The 25,775-nt window shown below is 72.5% G+C and carries 26 protein-coding genes; 16 read left to right on the top strand and 10 right to left on the bottom strand.

Annotated features, from left to right (window positions below; all coding sequences use genetic code 11):
- Nucleotides 1–128 precede the first annotated feature (128 nt).
- Together ACFYW7_RS25785 and ACFYW7_RS25780 are read right to left on the bottom strand one after the other, a co-directional pair.
- Nucleotides 129–257 carry a hypothetical protein gene (locus tag ACFYW7_RS25785; RefSeq protein ID WP_389506305.1) on the bottom strand — a complete coding sequence of 43 codons (129 nt, stop codon included), beginning with the start codon at nt 255–257 and terminating at the stop codon, nt 129–131.
- Between the two features lie 221 nt (nt 258–478).
- Complete coding sequence (locus tag ACFYW7_RS25780) at nt 479–625, bottom strand: hypothetical protein (RefSeq protein ID WP_389506303.1); 147 nt, start codon at nt 623–625, stop codon at nt 479–481.
- A 290-nt stretch (nt 626–915) separates the two neighbouring features.
- On the opposite strand from ACFYW7_RS25780, the gene ACFYW7_RS25775 reads away from it, so the two are divergent.
- The 6 genes from ACFYW7_RS25775 (at nt 916) to ACFYW7_RS25750 (ending at nt 5,794) form a co-directional block, all read left to right on the top strand.
- Nucleotides 916–1,359: a hypothetical protein gene (locus tag ACFYW7_RS25775; RefSeq protein ID WP_389506301.1), complete on the top strand. Its 444-nt coding sequence runs from the start codon at nt 916–918 to the stop codon at nt 1,357–1,359.
- A gap of 413 nt (nt 1,360–1,772) precedes the next feature.
- Entirely contained in the window at nt 1,773–1,949 is a 177-nt protein-coding gene (locus ACFYW7_RS25770) for a hypothetical protein (RefSeq protein ID WP_266754985.1), read from the top strand.
- Nucleotides 1,950–2,179: 230 nt separating this feature from the next.
- Entirely contained in the window at nt 2,180–2,545 is a 366-nt protein-coding gene (locus tag ACFYW7_RS25765; protein WP_389506298.1) for a PRC-barrel domain-containing protein, read from the top strand.
- A 373-nt stretch (nt 2,546–2,918) separates the two neighbouring features.
- A complete protein-coding gene (locus tag ACFYW7_RS25760; protein WP_389506296.1) occupies nt 2,919–3,842 on the top strand; it encodes a YihY/virulence factor BrkB family protein in 924 nt (307 codons plus the stop codon).
- A 77-nt stretch (nt 3,843–3,919) separates the two neighbouring features.
- Nucleotides 3,920–4,198 (top strand): GlsB/YeaQ/YmgE family stress response membrane protein, encoded by a 279-nt coding sequence (locus tag ACFYW7_RS25755; RefSeq protein ID WP_389506294.1) that lies wholly within the window; start codon nt 3,920–3,922, stop codon nt 4,196–4,198.
- 387 nt (nt 4,199–4,585) lie between these two features.
- A complete protein-coding gene (locus tag ACFYW7_RS25750; protein WP_389506292.1) occupies nt 4,586–5,794 on the top strand; it encodes a cysteine desulfurase-like protein in 1,209 nt (402 codons plus the stop codon).
- A gap of 60 nt (nt 5,795–5,854) precedes the next feature.
- Here the strand turns inward: ACFYW7_RS25750 and ACFYW7_RS25745 are convergent, their stop codons facing one another.
- The 4 genes from ACFYW7_RS25745 to ACFYW7_RS25730 all read right to left on the bottom strand — a co-directional run bounded on the left by ACFYW7_RS25745 (nt 5,855) and on the right by ACFYW7_RS25730 (nt 10,313).
- Nucleotides 5,855–6,907 carry a MerR family transcriptional regulator gene (locus ACFYW7_RS25745; protein ID WP_389506469.1) on the bottom strand — a complete coding sequence of 351 codons (1,053 nt, stop codon included), beginning with the start codon at nt 6,905–6,907 and terminating at the stop codon, nt 5,855–5,857.
- Nucleotides 6,908–7,396: 489 nt separating this feature from the next.
- Nucleotides 7,397–8,284 (bottom strand): oxygenase MpaB family protein, encoded by an 888-nt coding sequence (locus ACFYW7_RS25740; protein ID WP_389506291.1) that lies wholly within the window; start codon nt 8,282–8,284, stop codon nt 7,397–7,399.
- Nucleotides 8,285–8,538: 254 nt separating this feature from the next.
- Nucleotides 8,539–9,489: an ornithine cyclodeaminase family protein gene (locus ACFYW7_RS25735; protein WP_389506289.1), complete on the bottom strand. Its 951-nt coding sequence runs from the start codon at nt 9,487–9,489 to the stop codon at nt 8,539–8,541.
- A complete protein-coding gene (locus ACFYW7_RS25730) occupies nt 9,486–10,313 on the bottom strand; it encodes an IclR family transcriptional regulator (protein WP_389506287.1) in 828 nt (275 codons plus the stop codon). The genes ACFYW7_RS25735 and ACFYW7_RS25730 overlap by 4 nt, the downstream gene beginning before the upstream one ends.
- A 122-nt stretch (nt 10,314–10,435) precedes the next feature.
- On the opposite strand from ACFYW7_RS25730, the gene ACFYW7_RS25725 reads away from it, so the two are divergent.
- From ACFYW7_RS25725 to ACFYW7_RS25715, 3 genes are all read left to right on the top strand, one after another.
- Complete coding sequence (locus ACFYW7_RS25725) at nt 10,436–11,827, top strand: amidohydrolase family protein (RefSeq protein ID WP_389506285.1); 1,392 nt, start codon at nt 10,436–10,438, stop codon at nt 11,825–11,827.
- Nucleotides 11,824–12,903 (top strand): dipeptidase, encoded by a 1,080-nt coding sequence (locus tag ACFYW7_RS25720; protein WP_389506283.1) that lies wholly within the window; start codon nt 11,824–11,826, stop codon nt 12,901–12,903. The genes ACFYW7_RS25725 and ACFYW7_RS25720 overlap by 4 nt, the downstream gene beginning before the upstream one ends.
- A gap of 451 nt (nt 12,904–13,354) precedes the next feature.
- Nucleotides 13,355–13,579, top strand: coding sequence for a hypothetical protein (locus ACFYW7_RS25715; RefSeq protein WP_389506281.1), 225 nt, complete (start codon nt 13,355–13,357; stop codon nt 13,577–13,579).
- Nucleotides 13,580–13,743: 164 nt separating this feature from the next.
- On the opposite strand, the gene ACFYW7_RS25710 is transcribed toward ACFYW7_RS25715, so the two are convergent.
- Nucleotides 13,744–14,424 carry a hypothetical protein gene (locus ACFYW7_RS25710; protein ID WP_389506279.1) on the bottom strand — a complete coding sequence of 227 codons (681 nt, stop codon included), beginning with the start codon at nt 14,422–14,424 and terminating at the stop codon, nt 13,744–13,746.
- A 291-nt stretch (nt 14,425–14,715) separates the two neighbouring features.
- Here ACFYW7_RS25710 and ACFYW7_RS25705 point away from each other — a divergent pair, with 291 nt between their 5' ends.
- Entirely contained in the window at nt 14,716–16,065 is a 1,350-nt protein-coding gene (locus ACFYW7_RS25705) for a transaminase (RefSeq protein ID WP_389506277.1), read from the top strand.
- Nucleotides 16,066–16,117: 52 nt separating this feature from the next.
- Complete coding sequence (locus ACFYW7_RS25700; protein ID WP_389506275.1) at nt 16,118–16,558, top strand: Lrp/AsnC family transcriptional regulator; 441 nt, start codon at nt 16,118–16,120, stop codon at nt 16,556–16,558.
- A gap of 196 nt (nt 16,559–16,754) precedes the next feature.
- Here the strand turns inward: ACFYW7_RS25700 and ACFYW7_RS25695 are convergent, their stop codons facing one another.
- Nucleotides 16,755–17,417, bottom strand: coding sequence for a DUF4097 family beta strand repeat-containing protein (locus ACFYW7_RS25695; RefSeq protein ID WP_389506273.1), 663 nt, complete (start codon nt 17,415–17,417; stop codon nt 16,755–16,757).
- A 223-nt stretch (nt 17,418–17,640) separates the two neighbouring features.
- Between ACFYW7_RS25695 and ACFYW7_RS25690 the strand changes: the two genes are divergently transcribed.
- A complete protein-coding gene (locus ACFYW7_RS25690) occupies nt 17,641–18,381 on the top strand; it encodes a helix-turn-helix domain-containing protein (RefSeq protein ID WP_389506467.1) in 741 nt (246 codons plus the stop codon).
- Nucleotides 18,382–18,439: 58 nt separating this feature from the next.
- Here the strand turns inward: ACFYW7_RS25690 and ACFYW7_RS25685 are convergent, their stop codons facing one another.
- On the bottom strand, nt 18,440–20,638 hold the full coding sequence (locus ACFYW7_RS25685; RefSeq protein WP_389506465.1) for an FUSC family protein: 2,199 nt from the start codon (nt 20,636–20,638) through the stop codon (nt 18,440–18,442).
- Nucleotides 20,639–21,002: 364 nt separating this feature from the next.
- Between ACFYW7_RS25685 and ACFYW7_RS25680 the strand changes: the two genes are divergently transcribed.
- Complete coding sequence (locus ACFYW7_RS25680; protein ID WP_389506271.1) at nt 21,003–21,704, top strand: GNAT family N-acetyltransferase; 702 nt, start codon at nt 21,003–21,005, stop codon at nt 21,702–21,704.
- A 286-nt stretch (nt 21,705–21,990) separates the two neighbouring features.
- Here ACFYW7_RS25680 and ACFYW7_RS25675 read toward each other — a convergent pair whose 3' ends face one another.
- Nucleotides 21,991–23,445, bottom strand: coding sequence for an MFS transporter (locus ACFYW7_RS25675; RefSeq protein WP_389506269.1), 1,455 nt, complete (start codon nt 23,443–23,445; stop codon nt 21,991–21,993).
- Between the two features lie 160 nt (nt 23,446–23,605).
- Here ACFYW7_RS25675 and ACFYW7_RS25670 point away from each other — a divergent pair, with 160 nt between their 5' ends.
- The 3 genes from ACFYW7_RS25670 (at nt 23,606) to ACFYW7_RS25660 (ending at nt 25,623) form a co-directional block, all read left to right on the top strand.
- A complete protein-coding gene (locus ACFYW7_RS25670; RefSeq protein WP_389506267.1) occupies nt 23,606–24,058 on the top strand; it encodes a MarR family winged helix-turn-helix transcriptional regulator in 453 nt (150 codons plus the stop codon).
- Between the two features lie 86 nt (nt 24,059–24,144).
- Complete coding sequence (locus ACFYW7_RS25665; protein WP_389506265.1) at nt 24,145–24,732, top strand: exonuclease domain-containing protein; 588 nt, start codon at nt 24,145–24,147, stop codon at nt 24,730–24,732.
- A 192-nt stretch (nt 24,733–24,924) separates the two neighbouring features.
- Nucleotides 24,925–25,623 (top strand): beta-glucanase, encoded by a 699-nt coding sequence (locus ACFYW7_RS25660; protein ID WP_389506262.1) that lies wholly within the window; start codon nt 24,925–24,927, stop codon nt 25,621–25,623.
- Nucleotides 25,624–25,775 lie beyond the last annotated feature (152 nt).

Genomic DNA, 25,775 nt, shown 5'->3' with positions numbered 1-25,775 from the left:
CGGGGCGGGGGGGGGGGACCTCTCTTGTCCCCGCGGGCGGGGGGTGGGGGGGGGGGCCCCCCCGGGGGGGGGGGCCCCCCCCCCTTCATGCCCGCGGTGAAGGAACAGGAGGCGTTCTGGAGTCCCGCCTACTCCCCACGATGTCGCCAGTACCAGATCAGACCCGCGACGAAGGCGCACAGGAAGAAGAGGGGCAGGATCAGTCCGGGGACGCGGGCCGCCGTCATGACGGAGTTCCGGCGGGAGAACAGACCCATGGGGACGGGGTGTTGGCCATTTTCTTTTCGCTTTCGACGAGCTGCCGGCCATCGGGGCGGGCGACGGCGGAAGGTCCGCCGACGGCCGCGCCCAGGTGGCGAGAGCTCAATGATGGCCGGAAGATCCGTCGGCCGACCCGGCCGGGAGCGCCTGGATCTGTGTGCGAGAACACGGCGGGCCGGGGGCGACACCGTGGCACGGACCGGCACGGGCGCGGGGGTCAGCGACGTCCGCGCAGCCTGCCGAGCAGTCGTCGCGCCTGTGCGCGACGACGCGGGTCCGCCGCCGCGCGCCGTATCACCCCGGCGGCGCGCTGCCCCTGAGGGCTCCTGGCGAAGTACTTGAGGCGCTCGATCAGTCGTGGCATGAAAATCCTTCCGGAGCCGGGTCGAGGAAGTGGGTGACGAGACGGTCTTCCCGCGGGCCCGTCCACCCGCAGGCCCGTCTACCCCACGACCGCGAGGTCAGGCCCGGTACGCACGTCGGGGTCGGGGCCGGGGTCGGTGTGCGGTGTTCAGCGGGTGCTCGCGGAGCGGCCCGGGCAGGGCTCGCCCTCCGGATGACGGCGCCCGCCTATCCTTCGAACGGCTGAACTACCTTGTCGCCGTCCGCTCGTTCTCCTGCTGTGAGCATCGTCGAGGCGGAGATGAGGAATCGATGAGCCGACACCGCAAGAGCCGTAGGCACCGCAAGGTGAACATGACGCCGCGTCCGGTCGGACCGAGGAGATCACCGCGGTCCGCGCAGGAGCAGGCGAGCACCGGTGACACCCGGGTGCCACGGGCCGAGTCCCCGATCCCCGGGCAGAACGCGAACGGGGACGAGGTCGGACTGGTCTCCCGGAGGGTGAACGAGAGCGGTCTGAGCCGCCACGCCGTGCGCACCTGGCAGGGGCTGACGGAAGCCGGTTCGGGCGGAGCCGGGGTCGCCGAACTCATCGCGGCCGTCGGCTTCCAGCGGTCCACCGTGCTCGGGCACCTGAAGGGCCTGGCCGAGCTCGGACTGGCCGAGGACCGCGGGGACGTCTGGGTGGCGAACGGTCCGGTGGAGGACGCGTCGGCACGTCAGGGCGTACGGGTTCCGGCCGGGGTCGGTTCCTAGGGCCTGTGGTCACCTTCCCGTCGTCGCCCGGAGGGCGGCCCCGCGGCGTCGGGTGCGTGCTCTGGGGGTCCCCCCGGCCGAAGGCTGGGGGAGTGCCGGGCGGAGCCCCTCGTACCGGACGCGCTCGGGCTTTCGCCCGGTGCGGCGAGTGGGGTGCCCCCTGCTCGCAGAGCTCGGGGGAGCGTGCGTGGCGTCCCGGGGCAGGCGGGAAGGTGACGGCAGGGCTTGGCGCGGTGGCCGGCGAGGGGCGTCCGCCCGGGTGGGCGGCCCGGGCCGGTGCCCCTCGTGCGCGGGCGGACGCGGGGCGAGGACAGGGCGAAGGCGGTCTCGTCACGCGGGATGGTGTCGGGCCGCCTTCTCGGGGCATTCGGATCCCATCGTTTCGGCATTCCGCCATCCACAAGGGAGACCTCATGCTCGGCATCGCCGCCGCCGTACTGCTGTTCATCGCGTTCCTGATCAACGCCGCCGACATCTCGACGAACGATGTGTTCACCTCGACCAACGTCATGCTCATAGGCCTGGCCCTGCTCGCCCTGCATCTCTCCGGAGTCGGCGGGGGCTGGGCGACCCGGAGCCGTCGACGCTGACGACCGGGCCGGGGCCCGATCGCGCACTCGCCCGGCCGTGTCCGGGGGAGTGCGGTACCAACAGGTCCGCTTCTCGGGGCAGTTCCCCCGAGTGGGCGCCGGATGGCGGGGTATCTGCAGCCCTGACGCGGCACGGTGGCGGATCTCGCCCCGGGGACAACGCTTCCTGTCACCTCCCCGGCACGGGCGAGTTGCCGACGGGGAGAACAGGCAAGCTGACGGAGGATGACATGACGGTCCACGGAATCTGGTCGTACGCACCGGAGTTCGACCACCCCGAGGGGCACGACCTGGCCGGCTACAGCGTCGAGGCGACCGACGGGACCATAGGCCACGTCGACCGGCAGGCGGACCATTCCGGTATGCGGCACCTGGTCGTCGACACCGGCGTGTGGGTGTTCGGGAAAAGCGTCCTCGTCCCCGTGGGCGTCGTCGCCCGCATCGACCCGGAGTCGCAGAAGATCACCGTGGAGTGCACCCGCGAGGAGATCAAATCGGCGCCCGCGTTCAAGACCGACCGCGAGACCCTCGACCCCGCGTACCTGTCCACGGTCGGGAGCTACTACCAAGGCCTCCCGCCGAGAGGGCCCGCGTGAGCCGTCGGCGGACGCGGCCGTCCCCCTGACCGGAACGCGTCCGGCACCGCTGCCCGAACCCGGCAACGGAGCACGACCCGTGACACCGCTCGTGCCACGGCGGCCCCCACGATTCCGGCACGGTGCCCGTCGGCTCCGGCCCTTCGGGCCCCCGACCGGTACGACGGCGAGGCTGCGTACGGGGACGCGCCCGTTGAAGGAGAATCCCGGTCGGTACGGACCGACCGGGACCGAGGACGCCGTCGGACCGGTGGTGAGAGGCGAGGGATGAGCGGAACAGACGTCACCATGGCCGCGGACGTACGGGACGAGGCCGCTCCGTACGGAGCCGGAGGCCGGGCACGGACACGTGGTCGCCGGCGACGGGCGGGTCATGTCCGCTGAATCCGGGCCGAACGGCGCCGTGGACACGGTCCGCGTGGTGGGGCCGCGCCGGTACCGGCCACGGGCCCCCGGCCTCTGGTGGCCGGCCCTGCGCCGCACCCCTGTGTCGATGTGGAACGACGACGTGTCCGACTGGGCTGCCGCCCTGACGTACTACGCGATCCTGGCGGTGCTGCCGGCCCTGCTGGTCATGGTCATCGCGTTCGGCCTGATCGGTCCGGACACCGCGGAGCAGTTCATCGCGCACGTCACGGCCTACGCGCCGGCCCAGTCGGGGGCCGAACTGCACCAGGCGCTGGGGGAGATGCTGCGGCGACGGTCCGCCGCCTGGACCCTTCTGATCACCGGTGCGGCGAGCGCGCTGTGGTCGGCCTCGAGCTACCTCGCGGTGTTCCGCCGGGCCCTGCACCGCATGCACGACGTGACGGACCGCCGCTCGGCCTGGCGGACCGCGCCCCGCCTGGTGCTGACCGCCCTGGCGCTGCTCGGGCTGCTCGTCGTGAGCGCACTCGTCCTGTTGCTGACCGGCCCCGTGGCCGAGGCCGTCGGCGGTGTCCTCGGGGTGGACGGCACGGTGGGCGTGGCGTGGAACCTGCTGCGCTGGCCCCTGCTGATGTGCCTGGCGGCCCTGCTGGTCCTCATCGTGTTCCACACCGGTCCGCCGCCCGCCCGCCGACGCCGGCACAGCCTGCCCGGCGGCGTCCTGGCGGCGTTCCTCTGGCTGGCCGTCTCCGCCGGATTCGCCCTGTACGCCTCCGTCCTCGGCGCCTACAGCAGGCTCTACGGCTCTCTCGCCGGCCTCGTCGTCTTCCTCGTGTGGCTGTGGCTGTCCAACCTCGCGCTGCTGGCCGGCGCGCAGTTCACGGCCGAACTGAGCGCGGCCGCGACCGCGAGGAAACGCGCAACGGAATGACTGTCGAAGGTTTGTTCCGGCCGGAACCGTGCACACGGACAGAGGACATCACATCCTGTACGAACGGTGGAGGAACTGTGGGAATCATCGCTTGGATTCTGATCGGGTTGCTTGCCGGTGCCATCGCCAAGCTGCTCCTGCCGGGCAAGGACCCGGGCGGGCTCATCATCACCATGCTGATCGGTGTCGCGGGGGGTCTGCTCGGCGGGTGGCTGGGCAAGGTCGTCTTCGGCGTCGATTCGATCGACGGCTTCTTCGAACTGTCGACCTGGATCGCCGCCATCGCCGGCTCGCTGATCCTGCTGATCCTGTACCGGGTGCTGACGGGCAACCGCCGGTCGCACCGCCACGCCTGACGGGGCGGGTCCTTCCTCCGCACGTCACGCTTCACGGCCTGGGGCCGACACCGGAACCTCCGGTGTCGGCCCCAGGCCGTGAAGCGTTCATCGCGACACCGTCCGGGTGAACCCGGCGAACCTTTCGAGATCGCGCCCGCCGGGAGTGAACCGGCGCACCGGGCAGCGGGTCGGGAACCGGGGTCCCGCCGTCCCGGAACCCATCCGCCGTGCCCCGGCCCTGCCTGAACGGGCGCCCGGAACGCCGTGACCCGCCTTCCCGGCGGGACGGGTGCCCTGCCATGATCACCGGAGAGCGTGTGCCGCCCGACCGCGGGCCGCCGCGCTCGCCCGCCCCGTCCCGGCAGGCCGGGGAGCGGAACATGACACCACCCGTGAGGAGTCCGAGTGCCGTACGACGTCGGCGCGCTGCGCGCCCAGATCCCCGCCCTGCGGTCCGGATTCGCGTTGTTCGACGGCCCGGGCGGAACACAGACCCCGGCCCGGGTCGCCTCGGCGATCGCCGACGCGCTCACCGGACCGCTGTCGATCCGCGGGCGCCTGACACCGGGCGAGAAGAACGCGGAGGGATTCGTCCAGGGGTTCCGTCGGGCCATGGCGGACCTGGTGGGCGGCGACCCCTCCGGGGTCGTCTTCGGACGCAGTGCCACCCAGCTCACGTACGACTTCGCGGACGCGCTCGCGAAGGACTGGGCCCCGGGTGACGAGGTGGTCGTCAGCCGGCTCGACCACGACGCGAACATCCGCCCCTGGCTCCAGGCGGCGGAACGCGCCGGTGCCCTGGTGCGCTGGGCGGACTTCGATCCGGTGACGGGTGAGCTGCCGGCCGAGGCGGTGGGCGGCCTGCTGACCGAGCGCACCCGGCTGGTCGCGGTCACCGCCGCCTCGAACCTGATCGGGACGGTTCCCGACCTCCCCGAGATCTCCCGTCTGGTCAGGCAACACTCGCGGGCCCTGCTCCACGTGGACGGCGTGCACTACGCGGCCCACGCCTTCGTGGATGTCGCGCGGCTCGGTGCCGACCTGTTCGTGTGCTCGCCCTACAAGTTCCTCGGCCCGCACCACGGTGTCCTGACCGCTTCCCCGGAACTGCTGGAGCGGCTGCGCCCGGACAAGCTGCTGCCGTCCACCGACGTGGTCCCCGAGCGCTTCGAACGGGGAACGCTGCCCTACGAGTTGCTCGCGGGCACCACCGCCGCGATCGACGTCCTCGCGGAGCTCGCCACCGTCACGACGGGCGGGCGCAGGGACCGTCTGCGGTCCGCGTTCGCGGCGATCGAACAGCACGAGGGAGCACTGCGGGAGCGGCTGGAGGCCGGGCTGGCGGAGCTGCCCGGCGTCACCGTCCGCTCCCGGGCGGCCGAGCGCACGCCCACCCTGCTGCTGACGTTCGATCACCGGGAGGCGGCCGACGCGTATCCGTTCCTGGTGGACCGAGGGGTGCACGCGCCCGCCGGATCGTTCTACGCGCTGGAGGCGTCCCGGCACCTCGGTCTCGGTGACACCGGAGGCCTGCGCGTCGGTCTCTCGCCGTACAACGACGAGAGTGACGTCGACCGGCTGCTGGAGGGACTGGCCGCCTTCCTGCGGTCGTAGACGACGGGGAAGCGGGCGCGGACGGACGTCCGCGCCCACCCTCGCGTCGGCGTGCGCGCGTCACCCGACGGGCGGGGCGCCGGGCTGCTCCGGCGGCGCGGTGATCATGCGGAGCGCTTCGCCCAGATCGTGCGGACGGAGCAGGCCCGGTCCCGAGCGGCCGGCCCAGCCGGGGCCGCCCAGCAGGACCCGGCTCCGGGTTCGCGCCCCCCGTACTCCCCAGCGCGTCGAGGCGATGTGGCGGGCGAGCGGAAGGTTCGCGGTGGACCACGACTGCGACCACAGGACCACCGCCGAAGGGCCGACGCGCCGTACCGCCGTCTCGAGCGCTTCGGACGGAACGGCGCCACCCAGCGTCAGGACGGGCACCCCCCGTTCGGCCAGCACGGCGTGGAGTGCCTCGAGGGGCAGGGTGTGCATCTCGTCCGGCAGACAGGCCAGCAGCACGGGCGCCGCGCCGGCGTCGTGTCCGCGTCCCGCCGCGGACACGGAGACATGCCGCAGCGTGGCGGTCACGTGCCAGGACAGGAGGTGCTCGACCTCGACGTAACGGTCGCCCGAGGACTCCCACTTGCGGCCCACCGCCCGCAGGGCGGGCACCATGACGTCCTCCCACGCCCTGGGCAGGCCGTAGGTCCGCACCGCGGCCGTCAGGAGTTCCTGCACGGCCGGGGCGTCCAGGCGGACGGCGGCGTGCGCCAGCCCCCGGCAGTCCTGGCGCACATCACCCGGTGGTGGTCCGGTGCCGTCCGGACGCGACTCCGGCGTCAGCGGGTGCGGGGCCGTCGGCGTCCGCTCCGCCGTCCGGAGGCCGTGCCGGGTCCGGACGGCGAGGGGGGACGCCGCACCACCGGGGCCGCGGGCCGCGTCCTTCGCGACGCGGGCGGCCTCGGCGGGAGGCAGCCCGGCGGCGGTCAGCCGGCACATGTCCTGGACCATCGCGACGTCGTCGGGGGACCACCGGCGATGGTGGCCGTCCTCGCGCACCGCGGGCCCGAGCCCGTAGCGCCGGTCCCAGGAGCGCAGGGTCGTGGGCGACACCCCGAGCTTCCGTGCCAGGAAGCCGGTGGTCACCCCGACGTCGGCGGGCACCGCCTCGGGCCGGTCCGTCACCTCCACGGGGCGGCCCCCGGGGAGACGGTGGACGTGGGACCGTCGGCGAGGGCGACCGGGGCACGGGTGGCCGGGCCCGGCGTACGGCGGCGGCAGTTCATGACGGGTACTCGCCTCGATTCCGGAGCCGTCCGGGACCGTCCGGTCCGTCGGGCTCACTGCTGCTTCGGCACGAGCGCGCCCGGCGGATGCGGGTGGACGGGTCCGTCCTCACGACGCCGTCCCGCCACGTTCCTCCCGTGCCGCTTTCTTCCGTGCCGTCCTTCCCTGCGGCTTCCCCCGAGGTGCTGTCGCCGACCGGGTGCTCGGCGCCGGACCGCCGCCGGGGTGGCCTCCCGCGCGTCCTTCGGCGCTGACGTCACCCGTTCGGACGCCGTTCCCCGTGTCGCCGCCGACCGAGGCGTACGGGAAGCGGCTGCACTCGGGCGAGGGGATCTCGGCGCGGACCCGGGGAGGGGAGCGCGGGCGCGTTCCGGCGGACGGTCCCGGTCACGCGATCGGCGCGCCGGTTCGCGCGCGCGAGGGCGCCAGCGCCCAGCGCACGGCCGAGGTGAACGCGCGGCCGAGCGGACGTACACACACGCTGTCCACCAACTGCGGCCGGGGCAGACCCAGTTCGGCCGCGGCCCAGTCGGGCAGCAGGGACACGGCGTTCGCGGCGAGCACCCCGTACGGCAGGCGGGCGACGAACGGCACCGGCGGGTTCAGCAGGAGGAACCGCGCAGCCTCGCGGGCCTCCGGAGTCGACCGCGTCTCGCTGCGGTACGCGGTCAGCCGCTCCCTGAGCCCGGCACGGTCGGTCGGCGGGTCCGGCACGCCGAGCGCGGTGGCGACGCGGGCCGTGTCCGCCACGTACGCGTCGCAGTCGGCGTCGGACAGCGGACGCGCGCCGTACCGCTGATGGGCGTGCAGGAAACTGTCGATCTCCGCGACATGGACCCAGCCGAGGAGATGCGGATCCGCCGCGTGATACGCCGTTCCGTCCGACGTCACCCCGCGCACCCGCTCATGGACCGCCCGTACCCGCTCACAGGCCTCCTGGGCGCTCTCCGCCGTCCCGTACGTCGTCACCGCGAGGAAGGTGCTCGTGCGCTGGAGCCTTCCCCACGGGTCCCCGCGGAAGCCGGAGTGGGCCGACACGGCGGCCATGGCGAGGGGGTGGAGCGACTGGAGCAGGAGTGCGGAGAGCCCGCCGATGAACATCGACGCGTCCCCGTGCACCCTGCGGACGGGGCGGTCCGGGCCGAACCAGCGGGGCCCTGGCGTGCCGTGGATGCGCGCGCGGTTCTTCGGCCCGTCCGGGCCCGCGACCCGAGCGAACAACGCGCTGCCCAGTCGTTCCCGCACATCGAAACCGTCCGGTGCCGTCAGCCTCATGGTGGCGCCGGCCTCCCTCCGCGTCGGGTTCCGGGCGGGCCCGACCTGCCGGGAACCGGCGAGGTCTTTCGACCGGTCCTCGCCGCACCGGGTGCCACCCCCCGGTGGATTCGCCGTCGCGGGGCCCCGGGGACGCGGTTCTCGTCCGTCGGCTCCGAGACCGTGCGCGTCCGGGCGGAAGCTCCCTTCAGCATGGCCGAACCCTCGGGGGAAAGTCCACAGCTCACGAGGTCGCCGCCGGATCGCGGCCCCGCTCACAGGGCGATCCGGGTGCCCCAGTCCCTCTCCCGGGCGACGGCGTGGGCGACGTGGGCGGCCGCGACGTCCAGGGCGGCGTGCCCGGTGGACTTGAAGAGGGTGAGTTCGTCGTCGTCGCGCCGTCCGGGGTGGTCGCCGCTCAGAACCCGTCCGAGGAGCGTCACGGACCGCTCGGGCGGGAGGTCCTGCAACTCATGGGCGCCGGAGGGCGGTCGGGTCGTGGCGGCACCCGGCCATTCCGTGAAGAGGGTGGCGTCCCGGATGGTGTCGGCGTCCAGCTCCGGCCCGTGGGAGCCGCCCACCGAGCTGAGGTGGGTGCCGGGAGCGAGCCAGGCGCGACGGATCACCGGACGCTCGGCGCCGGTGCAGCAGAACACGGTGCCGGCCCCGCGCACCGCGTCCTCGACGCCGTGTGCGGCCCGGCCCGTTGGGTGGAGCGCGGCGGCGCTCTTGGCGCGCTCCGGATCGCGCCCCGCGACGAGGACGGGGGTCCCGGGATCCAGGACCGCGAGCAGCGCGATCTGGGCCCGCGCCTGGGCGCCGGTTCCGACGACGGCGACCGTGGCGGAGTCCGGACGCGCCAGCGCCCGGGCGCTCAGCGTGGCGGCCGCCGCGGTGCGCACCTCGGTGAGGGGCTCGGCGTCCATCAGGGCCAGCGGGCGCCCGTCCGCCGCGTCGAAGAGCGCGACGACGCCCCGGTGACTGCTGCGCCCGGCCTGCTTCGGGTCGGCGAACACCGAGACGAGCTTGGCGGCGAGCCCGAGACCGGGGACGTGGCCGGGCATGGCGCCGAGGAGGCCGCCGGGAGCGTGGGCCGCGATCCGCGGCGGCGCGGAGACCTCGTCACGGCCGATGGCCACCAGGGCCGTCGCGACGGCGTCCAGGAGACGGTGCGGATCGAGCGCGGCACGGGTCCGCGACCCGTCGAGGAAGAGGATCTCGCTCATGCCGGGCCTTCGGTGGAGGTGGACGGGGAGGGGGTGAGGGGCGTGGAGTCGGGCGCGGCCGGTTCCGGCGTCCCGGGCGCCGCCGGGCCGGAGAGGATCCGGGCCAGCTCGTCCGTCGCCTCGCGCAGCCGTTCCCGCAGGACGGGAAGCCGTGCCTCGTCGAACTCCGCGCCGAGACCGACCAGGGTGAGGGCGCAGACGGGCGTGCCCTCACGCGTGACGACGGCGCGGGCGAGCGAGGCGACCGGCTGTTCGTTGCGCCCGTACTCGACCGCGAATCCGGACCGCTCGGCGCGCTCGACGTCGGCCAGCAGCCCGTCGGGTCCGGTCAGCGGGTGCCCGCTCTCCTCCGCGGCGCGCAGGTAGGGGAGCCGGTCGGCCGGGGCGAGCGCGGCGACGAGGGCGAGCGGCCCGGCGAACCGGTGGACGGGCAGGGTCTCGCCGGTCAGACGGCTGATCATCGCCAGCCGGTCAGGGCGCACGGCGTCGATCACGCGGGAGCGGTCGGCCTCCGGCACCTGAAGGTTCACCATCATGCCGGTGCGCTCGGACAGCGCCTCGAGAACCGGCCGGGCGAGCGCCCCGAGGGAGTTCCTGGCCGCCGAGGACGACAGCCGCAGGACCGCAGTGCCGGGCAGGTAGCGGTCACCGGCCCGCAGGACCCAGCCGCGCCGGACCAGTTCGACGAGAACCCGGTAGGCGGTCGCACGGTGCAGTCCGACCTCCTCGGCCAGGTCGGTCAGGCGCGGCGGCCGGGGCGCGCGGGCGACGGCCTCGACCAGGTCCAGGGCCTTGTCCACGGCGGTACGCGGTGCTGCGGGCACTTCCGGACCCTCCTTGTGTCGTCGCGAGATGCGAGCGTACGGTAGCGCATGTTTCAAGAGACGATACGTCTGTTACGTACAGCGTAACAACAGCATCAGGCAGAGCTACGACTGAGGTGAAGATGACGGACGAGGCTTCGGGCGCACCGGCCCCGCACGCGCCGACGGTGAAGGGAACCGTCGCCGTGTACCGCGGCGCGACCCTGTTCGACGGGACCGGACGGCCGGCCCGGCGCTCCACGTCGGTCGTGACCGACGGACCGGTGATCCGCGCCGTCGGGGACGACGCCGTCATCGCCCGGGAGCTGCCCGAGGGCGCCCAGGTCTTCGATCTCGACGGCCGCTTCGTCGTCCCCGGTCTGATCGACGCCCACCAGCACATCGCCACGCCGCCCGACCGGCCCGTCGCCGAGGCGGTGCTGCGCCGGCTCCTCTACAGCGGGGTCACCGCCATCCGGGACATGGCCGACGACCTGCGCCAGGTGGGCGATCTGGCGCGGGCCACGCTCGTCGGCGAGATCCCCGGCCCCGACATCCGCTACGCCGCGCTGATGGCCGGCCCCGGCTTCTTCGACGATCCGCGCACCCATCAGGTGTCCCGGGGCGAGACCCCGGGCGCCGTGCCGTGGATGCAGGCGATCACCGAGGACACGGACCTGCGCCTGGCCGTCGCGATGGCGCGCGGAACCCACGCCGCCGCGATCAAGGTGTACGCGGACCTCGACCACACCACCGTCGCCGCGATCACCGCGGAGGCGCACCGCCAGGGCATCCCCGTCTGGGCGCACGCCACCGTCTTCCCGGCCACGCCCGGCCAGATCGTGGCGGCCGGCGCGGACAGCGTCTCGCACGTCACCCTGCTCGCCTTCGAGGGCACGGACGCACCCCTCACGACCTACAAGAACAAGCCGCCGGTCGCGTACGAGCGCTTCGACGCCGGGGACGACCCGCGGATCGAGGAACTCTTCGCCCTGATGCGGCGGCGGGGCACGGTTCTCGACGCGACCGCGAGCATGTGGGCGAGCGAGGCACTGGCGGGCGAGGGTCCCGAGGACGCGGCGCGGGCGGAGGCCAACACCGGACTCTCCGCGGCGCTCACCGCCCAGGCGCACCGGGCCGGCGTGGACATCGCGACCGGCACGGACTACGAGACCGACCCGGAGGCCCCCTTCCCCGCCCTGTTCGAGGAACTGTCCTTCCTCGTGCGCCGCTGCGGGATGTCCCCCGAACAGGCGCTGCGCTCGGCCACGCTGATCGGCGCCCGGAGCGCCGGTGCCGAGGACGTCATGGGAAGCGTCGAGGCGGGCAAGCTCGCCAACTTCGTCGTCCTGGAGGAGGACCCGCTGCGGGACATCGAGCGGCTGCGCAGCGTCACGCTCACCGTCAAGCGCGGCCGCCGCTTCGAGCGCCGGGACTACGACCTGACCGCCCCCGGCGCCGAACGGCCCGGACGCGTCCCGACCCCCGAGGCCGCGGAGGCCGCCCCGACCCGCCCCGCCGAGGAGACCCGATGACCGCCCTCCCCCTGATCGTCAACGCGCTCGGGCAGCTCGACAATCCGAACGCCCCGCAGTCGGCGGAGGCCGCGGCGCAGCTCAACCCCACCAGCGAGCAGATGACCATCGACGCCCGCACCCTGGCCGACGCCCACGCCTCGGGCCTGACCGCCGTCAACATCACGCTCGGCTACACGATGGGCGACCTGGATCCGTACGAGCACACGCTGCACGAGATCGAGGTCTGGGACGGGATCATCCGGGACAACGCGGCCGACCTCCTCAAGGTCCGCACGGTCGCCGACATCCACCGGGCCAGGCGGGAGGGCCGGATCGGGGTCGTCTACGGCTTCCAGAACGCCGTCGCCGTCGGTGACGACATCGGACGCGTCGGGACCTTCGCCGACCTGGGCGTGCGGGTCGTCCAGCTCACGTACAACCAGGCCAACCACATCGGCGACGGCTCGATGGCGCCCGCCAACGGGGGACTGACCGACTTCGGCCGGAGCGTCGTGGAGGCCCTCGACGAGCACCACCTCATGGTCGACCTCTCGCACAGCGGGGAGCGCACCTGCCTGGACGCCGCGAGGACGGCCCGGCGCCCGGTCTCGATCAACCACACGGGATGCCGGGCACTGGCCGACCTCCCCCGCAACAAGACGGACGAGGAACTGCGCCTGGTGGCCTCGCGCGGTGGCTTCGTGGGCATCTACTTCATGCCCTTCCTGAACCTGTCGGGGCACGCGACGGCCGCGGACGTCGTCGAGCACATCGTCCACGCGGTCAACGTGTGCGGCGAGGACCACGTCGGCATCGGCACCGACGGAACCGTGACGTCCATCGACGACCTGGACGCCTACCGCGCGCATCTCGCCGAGCACGTGGCCCTGCGGCGCGAGGCCGGAGTCGGGGCGGCGGGGGAGCGTGACGACACGTTTCCGTTCGTCCTCGACCTGCGCGGGGTGGACCAGTTCCGGGAACTGGTGCGTCTCCTGGAGCAGCGCGGATACTCCTCCGGCCGCATCGAGAAGATCCTCGGAACGAACTTCCTGGACTACGCGGGCCGGGTCTGGGCTCCGGAGGACTCCCGGTAACCGGCTCGCGCGCGGGACCGGTGGTGCGAACACCCGCCGGGCGACTCCCGGCAGGAGAACCGTCACGTTCGCTCCGGCTCGGTCGTTTCACGTTCCTTCCCCGTCATGCGCTGCGGTGGGGATCTCCCGTGAGGAGACTTCACGCATCGCGGCCCGGCGCGAAGCCCTCTGCCCATGACGGCCGTACGCTCCGGCGGCCGTGACCAGGGGAGGGAACGTGGAACAACCGGTCGACGGGTTCGCGGAGGCGCGGCCCGGCCAACTGACCTGTCTGGATCCGGGGTGCGCCCAGCGTCACCGGCATCAGCCGGGTCTGCGGTGCGTCGGGTGCGGACGCCGCACGAAACACCGTCCGAAGCCCGACCTCTACGCGCAGTTGGGCTATCCGGCCACGGCCGTCCCACCGCGGCCGTCGGCTCCGCCGACGTTCCCCCCGGGGACTCGTCCGGCGATGCCGTCCTCCGCGCCGCCGCTCGGGGGGCGCGAGATCCTGTCCCGCACCCTGTACGGCGGATTCTGGACCGTGGTGGCCGTCGTCAGCGGGTACGTCGCCCTGGCCCGCCTCTCCGACGGGGAGTTCGGGGCGTTCCTGCTGGGATCGGCCGTGGCAGCGGCCGCGGGCCTCTACGCCGGCTACATCTTCCGCGGCGGGCGATTCCGCTTCCTCGTCTACTAGGACCTGTCCATCGCGGGAGCTGTCCCGGGATACGGGGTCCCCATCCCTTCAGAACCGAGTGAGGCGTCCGCCACGAACGGACCCGGGCCCGTGCCCGGCAGGTATCGGGACGGGTCCCGGGACCGGTCCCGCGCGCCGGGCCGAGACGGGCAGGCCGCGTCGCGTCAGGCGGGGACGGGCAGGAGCGCGATCGGGACGCGCGCCGACAGCGCTCCTGCGGTCGCCCCGTCACTCGGGTCCGGAGCGGTCGGCTCCGGCGTCTCCCCGGCCGTCACGCTCGGTGTGGCGGACGGTGTCCCGGAGGCCTCACCCGCCGGGGCGGCGGGCGTGGTGTGCGAGGGCGTCGCCCCGGCCCGGCCGCTCGCCGAGGGAGCGGGCGCGGGGGACGAGGGCTCGTCGCGGTGCCGCGGCCGCTTCCCGTCCCCTGCTCCCGTGGCGCCGACGCTTCGACCGGCGGCGGGTTCGTCCGTCGGGAACTCCGCTCGTCCGTCGGGCAGCTCGCGCGGGTCCGTCGAGGCGGCCGCCCCCGTCGTGGGCGACGGGGAGGGGGTGCGCGGGGCCGGCCGGTCGGCACCCGGCGCGGGACCGACCGCCGAGGAGCCACCGTGCGCCTTGTGCGCCCGGTCCGGCAGGGACAGCCAGGGCGCGGCCGCGTCGCCTCCGCTGACCAGGGCCGTCAGAGCCGTGGCGAAACAGACGCACGAGACCGTCACGAGCCAGCCCATGCCCCGGACCCAGGAGCGCCGCCGCCCGCTCTCGTCCACGAACACGGCCCCTTCGCCCGACGCGACGACCTCGGTCCGGCTCCGTCCCGCGTCCGTCGACGCCTCCGTGGTTCCCGCCATGCCCTGCTCCCTCGATGTTCCTTGTCGCCGGTCGCGCCCGGGCGACCGCGCGCTGGTTCGTGTGGCGACTCCGCGCTGATCCACAGATACGAAGGAGATCGCTTGTCGACTCATTCCGACCGGTTGTGATGCATCTGACACGGGTTCGGACCGGTGAGGTGGCGTCGTCGCATCACGCGTCCATGCGGTGGAATCAGCTGTGGCGACAACTGAATCGATCGCTCTGTCTTGTTCAAACTGCGAATTCGTTCGTACGATGACCGAATCCGTTTACCGACCGAGGAGTCCGCGATGGACCGCACGCGCCTGCAGCAGCTCCTGGCCCGTGAGAGTGCCGAGGCCGAGGGCCGCAACCCGCGGTCCAGAGCCGCGTACGAGAGGGCCGACCACTTGTTCGGCAGGGTCCCGATGACCTGGATGAACAAGACCGCGGGGGCCTTCCCCCGCTATCTCGACACCGCCCGTGGTGCCCGGGTCACCGACATCGACGGGCACGAGTACATCGACTTCTGCCTGGGCGACACGGGTGCGATGGCGGGTCACTCGCCCGAGGTCGTGGCCGCGGCGGTGCGGACCCGCTTCGCCGAGAGCGGCGGCGCGACCGCGATGCTCCCCACCGAGGACGCGGAGTGGGTCGGAGCCGAACTGACCCGCCGCTTCGGGCTCGCGCGCTGGAGCTTCTCCCTCACCGCGACCGACGCCAACCGCTGGTCCATCCGGCTGGCGCGGGCGGTCACCGGACGCCCGAAGATCCTGGTGAACAGCTACAGCTACCACGGCAGCGTCGACGAGTCGCTGATCGTGGTCGGCCCGGACGGACACGGCACCGCCCGTCCCGGGAACGTCGGTGCCCCCTGCGACGTCACCCTCACCAGCCGCGTGGCCGAGTTCAACGACCTGGCGCAGCTGGAGCGCGAACTCGCGCACGGAGACGTCGCCGCCGTCCTCATGGAGCCCGCGCTCACCAACATCGGCATCGTGCTGCCCGAGCCGGGCTACCTGGAGGGCGTCCGCACCCTGACGCGTCAGTACGGAACCCTGCTCATCAACGACGAGACGCACACCTTCTCCGCCGGCCCCGGCGGCTGCACCGCCGCGTGGAGCCTGGAGCCGGACATGCTCACCATCGGCAAGGCGATCGGCGGAGGCATCCCGGCCGGGGCGTACGGGCTCTCGGCCGAACTCGCCGACCAGCTGCTCGGCCGCGCCGATCTGGACCTGGTCGACATGGGAGGCGTCGGCGGCACCCTCGCCGGGAACGCCCTCTCCACGGCGGCGACGCGCGCCACCCTGGAACACGTCCTCACCGACGCCGCCTTCGACGCGATGGCGAAGCTCTCCGAACGCTTCGAGACCGGGGTGCGGGCGGGCATCGACGCATGGGGGCTGCCGTGGTCGGTGAGCCGGCTCGGAGCCCGTACGGAATACCGGTTCGCCGATCCCGCCCCGCGCACCGGAACGGAATCGGCCGCGGCGGCCGACACCGAGCTGGAGGACTTCCTCCACCTGTACCTCGCGAACCGGGGCATCCTGCTGACCCCGTTCCACAACATGGCGCTCATGTGCCCGGCGACGACCGAGGCGGACGTGGACCGGCACACCGACGTCTTCGCCGCCGCCCTGGCCGAACTCGTCGGCTGAACGGCTGAACGGCACCGATAATCTGGGACCGCGTCAGCCGGAGAGGAACAGCGTGGACGAGATCGACCGGGCCATCCTGCGTGAACTGCAGATCGACGGCCGTATCGCCTATGCCGAACTCGGTCCCAGGGTCGGGCTGTCCGCGTCCGCGGCCCGCCAGCGCCTGCAGCGACTGCTCGACTCGCAGGCGGTCCAGGTGGTCGGAGTCACCGACCCGATGGGCATGGGCGGGCAGGCGATGGCGTTGCTCGGCATCGGCGTGGACGGCGATCCGCGGGTGGTCGCCGACGCGCTGGCCGAACGCGCCGAGGTCGTCTACTCGGTGCTGACCTCGGGCGGCTTCGACCTGTTCGCCGAGGTCGTCTGCCCCGGCCCGCGGGACCTGCTGGACTTCGTCAACGACGTCGTACGTCCGATCGAAGGCGTCCGGCAGGTGCAGTCGTTCCCCTACTTCGGGATCCACACGCACCGGTTCCTCTGGAACGTCGGCTGAGCGGAAGGCGCGGACCGAGCCGAACGCGGACCGAGCGGAACGTGGGCTGAGCGGAACGTGGGCTGAGCGGAACGTGGGCTGAGCGCGCCCCCTCGCCGTGCGGAGGGGCGCGCTCAGTGGCCCGGCGGGACCTCGGACCTCGGCCGAGGCCGAGGTCCCGGACGCCGGCCTCGGTCCCGCATCTGTTCCTGTTCCTTCAGAGGCTGCGGGCCGTGATGTCGCCGAGGGAGGTCGTGGCGCGGATCTCGAGTCCGGGGGTGCCGTCGTTCTTGAGGGAGTTGGTGACGCGGCCGAGGTCGGTTCCGGCGTCCAGGGTGGCCGAGACGCCGACCGCGGCGCCGACCGAGATGTCGCCGGCCTGGGTGCGGAGCACGACCGTGCCGCGCACGGCCTCGGAGATCCGGATGTCGCCCCTCGCGGTGCTGATCTCCGCGGGGCCGCCCAGCCGGCCGATCTCGACGTCGCCGTCGACCGCGGTGAGCTGGACGCCCGCCGCCTCGTCGATCTTGATCTGGCGGTACGCGCCGTCGAAGGCGACGTCACCGAGGCGGCCGACCGCCCGGAACTCGGTGCCGGCGGTCTTCGCCTCGACCCGGGAACCGGAGGGCAGTTTGACCGTCACCTCGACGGATCCGGACGGGCCGAGGAGCTGGTTCTTCGACGGGGCCTCGATCCGCAGGACGCCGTCGGCGAATTCGACCGTGGTCTGCTCCGCCGCCTTCACGTCGCGGCTCTTCGAGGCGTCCGCCGGCAGGATCTCGACCGTGGTGTCGGTCCGGTCGGCGGCGATGCACTGGAGGCGCCCGGCGGGGATGCGGACGACGGCGGTGATCGGGGCGGTGGTGTCGAACTTCTGCATCGTGCTCTCCTTGCGAGTCGTTGTTTCTGACAACGGAAAAGCTACGTTGCGTTCGAAGGTCTAGCAACAGGCTTGTTGCGCGAAATCCCTTTAATCGCAGGCCAGTTGCGTGCAAGTGTTGCAATGGCTCTGAGTGCAATGCAACGACGAAGGGCAGGTTTGTTGCAATGGACTGAACGTGAACGCTATGCTCGCGGCCCCACGGAACGCGAAGGAGACCGTGATGCCGGGAGGCAGGCTCACTCAGCAGGAGCGGCAGCGGATCGCGCTGGGGCTGGCCGACGGCCTCGCCTACGCGGAGATCGCCCGAGGCCTGGAACGCCCGACCTCGACGATCACGCGCGAGGTCATGCGGAACGGCGGCCCCGCCGGCTATCGGGCGGAGTCGGCCCATCGCGCCACGGAACGGCGCGCCCACCGGCGCGGGCCCGCCTCGCCCCAGGGCCCGGAACCGGTTCCCCAGCCGCACGGACGCGATCCCGAGGCAGTCCGGGAGTACGAGGAGCTGTTCACCGCCGTCATGATGCAGGCGGGTCTGCCCAGGATGATGTCGCGGGTGATGGTCTGCCTCCTCACCACCGATGCCGGCAGCCTGACGGCGTCCGAACTCGTCCAGCGCCTCCAGGTCAGCCCGGCGACCATCTCCAAGTCGATCGCCTTCCTGGAGAGTCAGACCCTCGTCCGCAGGGAACGCGACGAGCGCCGCCGCGAGCGCTACGTCGTCGACGACGACCTCTGGTACCAGACGATGCTCGCCAGCGTCCGTTCCCTCACCGAGCAGGTCGAGATCGCCCGGCAGGGCGTCGGCGTCCTCGGCCCCGGCACCCCGGCCGCCGTCCGTATGGAGAACATCGCCCGCTTCCTCGACTTCGTCAGCGAGAGCCTCGCCCGCGCCGCGGAGCAGGCCCGCGAGGTCCTCTCCACGAAGCCGGTGCCCACGGCCCCCGCGGTCGGTGACGAGTGACGCGCGACCACTCCTGAAGTGCGGCCCGAAGCCCCCGGGTTCCGGCGGTTCGCACGGCTCAAGCTCCGGGCGCCACGCTCTGCGACGCAGTGCCGCCGGACGCGGCGACCCGTACCCCCAACGGGCGGGCCAGACCGATCACTCCTTCGTCCAGCCGCTGCAAGTGCCGCAGGACCCGGCCCGTGACGCGGTCGTGGCGTGGCGAGTCCGGCGTCCGCGACTCCAGCATGGAGGCCAGGCTCGCACCGGTCTCCGCGACGCCGTCGCCGGCGTCCTCCTCGACCCGCGCGACGAGGACCTCGATGTTGTGGCTGATCCGGCGCCCCGCCAGCTTGAGCCGGGGATCCGCGCCGACCGTCCTGCTGTACGGCAGGAGTTCCGCCGTCGCGGCCAGCGACCGCGCGTGATAGGCACACGTCTCCAGCAGGGCCACGACATAGCGCGCGGTCCGCCGACGGGCCCGCCAGGGCGTGATCGGATGGGTCAGCGGTTTGGTCGACGACCTCAGTTCGTCCAGCGCGATGTCCAGATCCCGGGCCTTGTCCAGGAGGTCGAGGGCGATCCCGCCGCTCAGCTGCTCCACCGCGGCGCCGCTGACCTCCCCGAGCCGGACGAGCACGGTGGCGAGCAGCTCGTCCGTGCGGTGGTCGGTGGGCACCGGGAGGACCAGGGCGGCGGCGACCATCCCGCAGGCCGCGCCGAGGGCGGTCTCCTCGATCCGCAGGACGAGCACCGCCGTGCTGTAGGTGTTGAGCACGGTGTACAGCAGGCCCAGCATCGCCGTGACGAAGAAGGACATCAGGACATACGACAGCGGGGCGGTGAAGTACATGGCGAAGATGAACACCAGCACCAGCGCGAACGCGGTCCAGGTGTGGTCGCCGACCACACCCGCCAGGACGACACCCGCGATGACGCCGAGGACCGTGCCCAGCAGCCGGCGATAGCCCTTGACCAGGATCTCCCCGGTCGACGAGGTGTTCAGGAAGACGACCCAGCAGGTCAGCACGGCCCAGTACCACCGCTGCGGGGAGAGCAGCTCCCCGCCGACTATGGCCAGCGTCGACCCCACCGAGACCTGTACCGCCGCCCTGGTCGTGGGCCGTTCCAGCCCTCGGGGGTCCGACTGGTCGTTCTCCTCCTCCTCGGCGATGGCGACGTCCTCCGCGTCGAGTTCCTCGCGGGAGCGGGTCGTCTCGGGGGAGTCGTCGGACTCGTCCTCGGGCCCGTCGAGCGCCAGCCGCAGCCCGAGGACGGAGCGGGCCGCCTCCCCGATGCCACGGAAGACGTCCTGCACGGCCACCGGTGCGCGGGGCAGGTTCTCCTCGTCCCGGTAGCCGAGCAGCCGGTTGCGCAACTGCGCGACCCCCGTGCCCTGCTCGCCGGAACTCGGCCGGGCGACCAGCAGCCGCAGCGCGTCGAGGTCCCGGCGCAGCATCGTGATGATGTCGTCCCGCGCCCGGAGCTCGTCGCCGGGCGCGGGCAACGGCGCGTGCGGCAGGTGCAGGGCGAGCGTGTCGGCGCGCTCGGCGCTGCGCGCGGTGAGGATCAGGATGCTCAGCCGCTCGGCGGCGATCTCGGCATCGGCGATCCGTCGTTGGAGCAGCGACGCGGCCCTGCTGTCGCTGGTGCCCTCGTCCAGCCGGTTCTGGATCATCATCGCGCTCCCGTGCAGCCGCGCGGTGTGCAGCCGTACGTCGGCCAGGGGCTTCTCGACCCCGTCGGGGTCGGCGTCGAGCAGGTCGATCTGGGCGGACACCAACTGGGCGACCCGAGCCCGGAACGCCTTGCGCAGACGTCGGAGGACCCGCTCGGGCGTCTCGACGACCACACAGAAGCGCACCACCGCGCTGCAGGCGAAGGCGACCACCAGGATGGCGCACAGTCCGGGAAGGGCGGAGGGAGTGACTCCGACGAACAGGGACATGAAGTAGAGCTGGAACCCGATCAGCCCGAGCGCCGTGCCGCGGTCACCGTACCGGCGGCTGTAGACCGCGCCGAAGATGAGCGCGATGAAGCACAGGTCGCCCGCGACGAGGTTGTCGCTCAGCAGCGCGGCCAACGACATCGCCGTGATCGCCACGGGCAGGCCGATGGCCAGCGTGACGGCCTGGTCCCGGCGTTGCTTCTCCTTGACGGCGAACGTGGCGACCATCGCGGCCGTCGCGCCCGTCACCAGGTGGTCGACGGCGACTCCCAGCAGGCCGAGGACGGCGAGGGTGAGGGCGATGGCGCCCACGGTCCGCAGTCCGGCCATCAGGCGCAACAGGCCGGGGTCGGATGCCGCGAACCGGTCCAGGATCCCCTTCCGGTCAGGCGGTTTCACTGTCCTCACGCTGCCACGTTTCCCCGCTTCCGCATCATGATCAGGGGCTCCAGCATGCACGCGGGGGTGCCCGGATCCCCGCCGCCTCACCGTCCGCGGAGCGCGCTCCGCGCGATCGGGCGGACACGGGAACACGGTCGGGTCGCACCGCTGAAACGGTGACGGACGGCGGCCTGACCCGGCAGAGGTTCCCCGCCGCCCGGTTCCTGACAGGACGGCATCCGGCGGCTCCCGTCGGAGAAGGGCCGTGCCCGACATCTTGTGGGAGCGCTCCCAAGGCGTCAGGATGCCGCTCATGGACCCATTGCCGATCATTCGCGCCTACCGGCCCGCCGACCGGGCCGCCGTCGCCGACGTGTGTGTGAGCACCGCGGACGAGGGAGGCGATTCACGTGCCCGGTATCCCGACGAGGAGCTGATGCCGACGCTCTTCGCCGCGCCCTACTGCCATCTGGAACCCGGACTGGCCTTCGTCCTGGACGACGGGAGCGGCCGGGCGGTCGGCTATGTCGTCGGCACCGGGGACACCGCGGAGTTCGTCACGCGGTTCCGCGACACCTGGATCCCGCGCGTCGCGGGGCGCTATCCCGCGCCGACGGCACCGCCCCGCTCACCCAGTGAGGAGATGGTCGGACTGCTGCACCGCCCCGAGCGCATGCTCCTGCCCGAACTCGCTGACTTTCCCGCGCACTTGCACATCGATCTGCTGCCGGAATTTCAACGGCGCGGCCACGGGAGGGCGTTGATGAACACCTTCCTGACCGCCCTGCGCGACCGCGGGGTGCCGGCCGTCCACCTGGGCATGGTCACGGCCAACAAGGCCGCCCGGGCGTTCTACGACCGGCTCGGCTTCCACGAGCTCCCCGTCGAGGACCCCGGACCGCTCACCTATCTCGGCAGGTCGACGATGGCCGACGAACCGGCGCGCGCCGACCGTCCGGTGGCGACGGCGGCGCGGCGGACGGTTCCCGGAGCGGGAGGTTCCGTGCGTCCGTAGCCACTCGGGCGACAGGAATGGAGGGCGGCCCGTCCCGTGGCCTCGGCTTACGCCGGGTGCGTGGCATCCGGAGCGCGGCGGGTGCGCGACTCCGGTTGCTCCGGGCCCGGGAGCGGGGGTGCTCCAGACTTCAGGATTTCGGGTGTTCCGCGTTCCAGGACCGCGGGGTGCGCGATGCCCCGGGCCGTGGATCCCGCCGTACGCCCCGCGTGTTCCGGCGTACGGCGGGAAGCGGCGGTTCGAGCGGTCGGTGACCGCCGGAACCGCCGCGGGTACGACGGGGACCTCAGGGCGCGGCCGGGGCCGGCTCCTGGGCGGCCACGGGATCGGCCTTGTCGCCGCCGACGGCGGCGCGGGCCGCGGGGATCGCGGCCGTGACGGCGGCGGCCACCAGGGCGACGGCGCCGCCGATGATCAGGCCGGTGCGGAAGCCGTTCTCGGAGGTGAAGGTGTAACCGGCGGTGGTCGTCGTCATCTGGGCGAGGATGACACCGACCGCCGCCGCGCCGACCGAGGTGCCGAGGGAGCGCATCAGCGTGTTGAAGCCGTTGGCGGCCGCCGTCTCGGAGAGCGGGACCGAGCTCATGATCAGCGCCGGCATCGAACCGTAGGCGAGGCCGACGCCGCTGTTGATGACCATGCCGACCAGCATGAGACCCCAGGGCGTACCCATGAGGGCCAGTGACAGGCCGTAGCCGAGTGCGATGACGAGGACACCGCAGATCAGCGTGAACTTCGGTCCCTTGGCGTCGGTGAGCTTCCCGCCGAACGGGGAGACGATCATCATCATGATGCCGCCGGGTGCCATCCACAGACCGGCCGCGAGCATCGACTGGCCCAGGCCGTAGCCGGTGGCCTCCGGGAACTGGAGCAGCTGCGGGATGATCAGCATGCTGGCGTACATGCCGAACCCGACGAAGATCGAGGCGACGTTGGTCAGCAGGACCCGGGGACGGGCCGTCGTGCGCAGGTCGATCAGCGGGTCCTCGGCACGCATCTCCCAGGCGCCCCAGGCGAGCAGGACCACCACGGCGGAGGTGACCAGGCCGAGGGTCGCCGCGGAACCCCAGCCCCAGTCGGCGCCCTTGGAGACGCCGAGGAGCAGGCAGACCAGGCCGACGCCGAGCCCGAGCGCGCCGAGCGCGTCGAAACGCTGACCCTTGGCGCTGGCCGGCACGTCGGGGATGAGGAACCAGATCAGCGTTCCGATCGCCACGGCGAGCACGGCGGAGCCCCAGAAGAGGACACGCCAGCTCGTGTACTGGGCGACCGCCGCGGAGACGGGCAGGCCGAGACCGCCGCCGATGCCCATCGAGGCGCTGACGAGCGCGATGGAGGAGCTCAGCTTCTCCGCCGGCACCACGTCGCGCAGCAGGGCGATGCCGAGCGGCACCATGCCCATGCCCATGCCCTGCAGGCCCCGTCCGACGATCATCGGGGTGACGGACGAGGCGAGCGCGCACACGACGGAGCCCACGACGAGCGGGACGGCGCAGGCGAGCAGCATCCGCCGCTTGCCGATCAGGTCGCCCAGCCGGCCGGAGACCGGGACGCAGACGGCCGCGACCAGCAGGGTGACGGTGATCACCCAGGCGGAGTTGGCGGGCGTGGTGTGCAGGATCTGCGGCAGCTCGGCGATGAGCGGAGTGACCAGCGTCTGCATGATCGCCGCCACGGTGCCGGCGAGGGCGAGCGTGGCGACCACGCCGCCCGCTCGGGCGGAGGGCTGAGGGCCGTCCATGGGGAACTCCTGTGATGTGTACGGGGCAAGAGATGTGCATCGTACATGTCTTGTGTATTGCGCATGCGGTGTGGCTCATGCAAGGGGGTGTGGGACCATGGGGCCGGGCCGCACCGGTACGAGCGGCGCGGCCAGGACGACGACGGGAGGCGGCAGGCGGATGGTCAGGCCCACACACGAGGTCGAGTACGAGCAGATGCTGCTGAGCCGCCACGGGCTGATGAACCACAAGGGCCGTACCAAGGACGGCGTCCTGGAACGCAGCGCCTACATCCTGCTGAGTCGTATCCGGGTCCAGGGGCCGATGTCGATCGGCGAACTGAGCGACGCCTTCGGGCTCGACGCCTCCACCCTCAACCGGCAGACCGCGGCGGCGATGCGTGCCGGGCTCGTCGAGCGCATCCCCGACCCCGAGGGCGGCATGGCCCGCAAGTTCCGCATCACGGATGAGGGCGCGCGACTCCTCGACCAGGAACGACAGGGGCTGATCAGCTCCCTGGACCGCGTCATGGCCGACTGGCCCGAGGACGACATCGCGGCCTTCGCGTCCTACCTGCGGCGCTTCAACACCGACATCGAGCGCATCGGCGGCCGTCCCTGGCCGCGCCCGTGAGCCGCAGGGCCGTCCGCGGTCGGCGCGGAGCGCCCTGGCGGAAATCCCGATGACGCGGTGACCCGCCGTCTCCTACGCTCCCTGGGGTGAACACTTCAGGGGGACTGCTGAACGTCGTCGACGTCGAGGCGACCTGCTGGGACGGCCCGCCACCGCCCGGAGCGGTGAACGAGATCATCGAGATCGGTCTGACGGTCGTCGACCTCGATCGGGGCGTACGGGTCGGGAAACACCGCCTGTTGGTGCGGCCCGAGCGGTCGACCGTCAGTGCCTTCTGCACGGAGCTGACGGGACTGACCGCGGCGGACGTCGAGAAGGGGCTCGATTTCGCCGACGCCTGCCGCGAGTTGGCCGCCGTGCATCGCGCGGGGGAGCGGCCGTGGGCCAGTTGGGGCGACTACGACCGGCACCAGTTCACCCGTCAGTGCGCCGCCACGACGGCCACGTACCCCTTCGGTCGGCGGCACACCAACGCCAAGGCCGTCTTCACCGCCGCCCACGGACTGCGCCGACGGCCCGGCATGGCGCAGGCCCTGCGCATCGCGGAACTGCCCCTGGAGGGCAGGCATCATCGCGGCGAGGACGACGCGTGGAACATCGCCGCCCTCGTCCTCGGCCTCGCCGAACGGGGAGCATGGCCCGACGCCGACCCGTCGCGGCCCCGGAGTTCGTGAACCCGGTCCGCTGACGGGTTCTCGTGGTGCCGGAGCCGTCGCCGTCCGGCTGAGCGGAGTCGGATCGGCGGAGTGATCCCGGTTCACCCCGACGGGTTGTTTCGTCGCCGTGTCTCGGTGACCGGGGTGTGGACCGCGGTGACCAGGGGAGAACCTGGGCCGTACAGGCATGCCGACATCAAGGAGTTCCGTGTGTCCGATGTCGTCTTCACAGCGGATTTCACCTCGACCCGCCAATGGGTCGCGGGCCGTTCCTGGGCCTATCCCGACGGCGGTCCGGTCAACCCGGACGACAACAAACTCGACCACCTGGTGGCCGACCCCGCCTACTCCCGGACGGGTACGTTCCGGGCCACCCGGCGACCGGACGGCAACTGGAACGCGGGCCTTCTCACCACCGAGGGCAGCGCGGAGGGGTTCATGGTCCGCACGGGGGACGTGTTGGAGACCCGCGTCAGACTGCCCACGGAGACCGGCGCCTGGCCCGCCGTCTGGACGTGGCGGGACGGCGGTCAGGAGGTCGACGTCTTCGAGTACCACCCCGACAACCCCGACCTCCTGGAACTCTCCAACCATGTGCGCGACTCCCACCGTTACTACCGGGATGAGTCCGTTCGTCCGGGTGCCTGGATCGATCTGGTGGTGGAGTTCGGCGCCCACCGGGTCGTGTGGTGGGTGAACGGAACCCGCGCGTTCGCCGACCGCCGGGGGGTGGGCAGGTCCTGGCACGCCTTCCTCATCGTCAACCTGTCGGTCTGCGCGGGGCGTTATCACCCGGAGCCGCTCCCCGACGTCTCCGAGATGGATTTCGAGGTGGCCCGTCTGCGCGTCCGCAGACCCGAGCCGGACGAGTCGTTCCCGGTGATGGAGGACGTCGGCCTCATTGACTGAGACCGCCCGGCGCACCGCTCCCGGGAGGCGCTCGCCCGTCCGGTCCGCCTCGTCGAGCGGGAGCCTGGGGACAAGCCGGGCACGGTGCGGAGGAATGGGGCCGCTCCCCGTGCATCCGACGCGGCCCTCGGTGCGGAAGCAAGGCATCAGAA

The organism is Streptomyces sp. NPDC002580 (assembly GCF_042889485.1).
Classification (GTDB): domain Bacteria; phylum Actinomycetota; class Actinomycetes; order Streptomycetales; family Streptomycetaceae; genus Streptomyces.
Note: the sequence above shows the minus strand (reverse complement) of the source record. Positions and strands in the feature narration are given on the sequence as shown.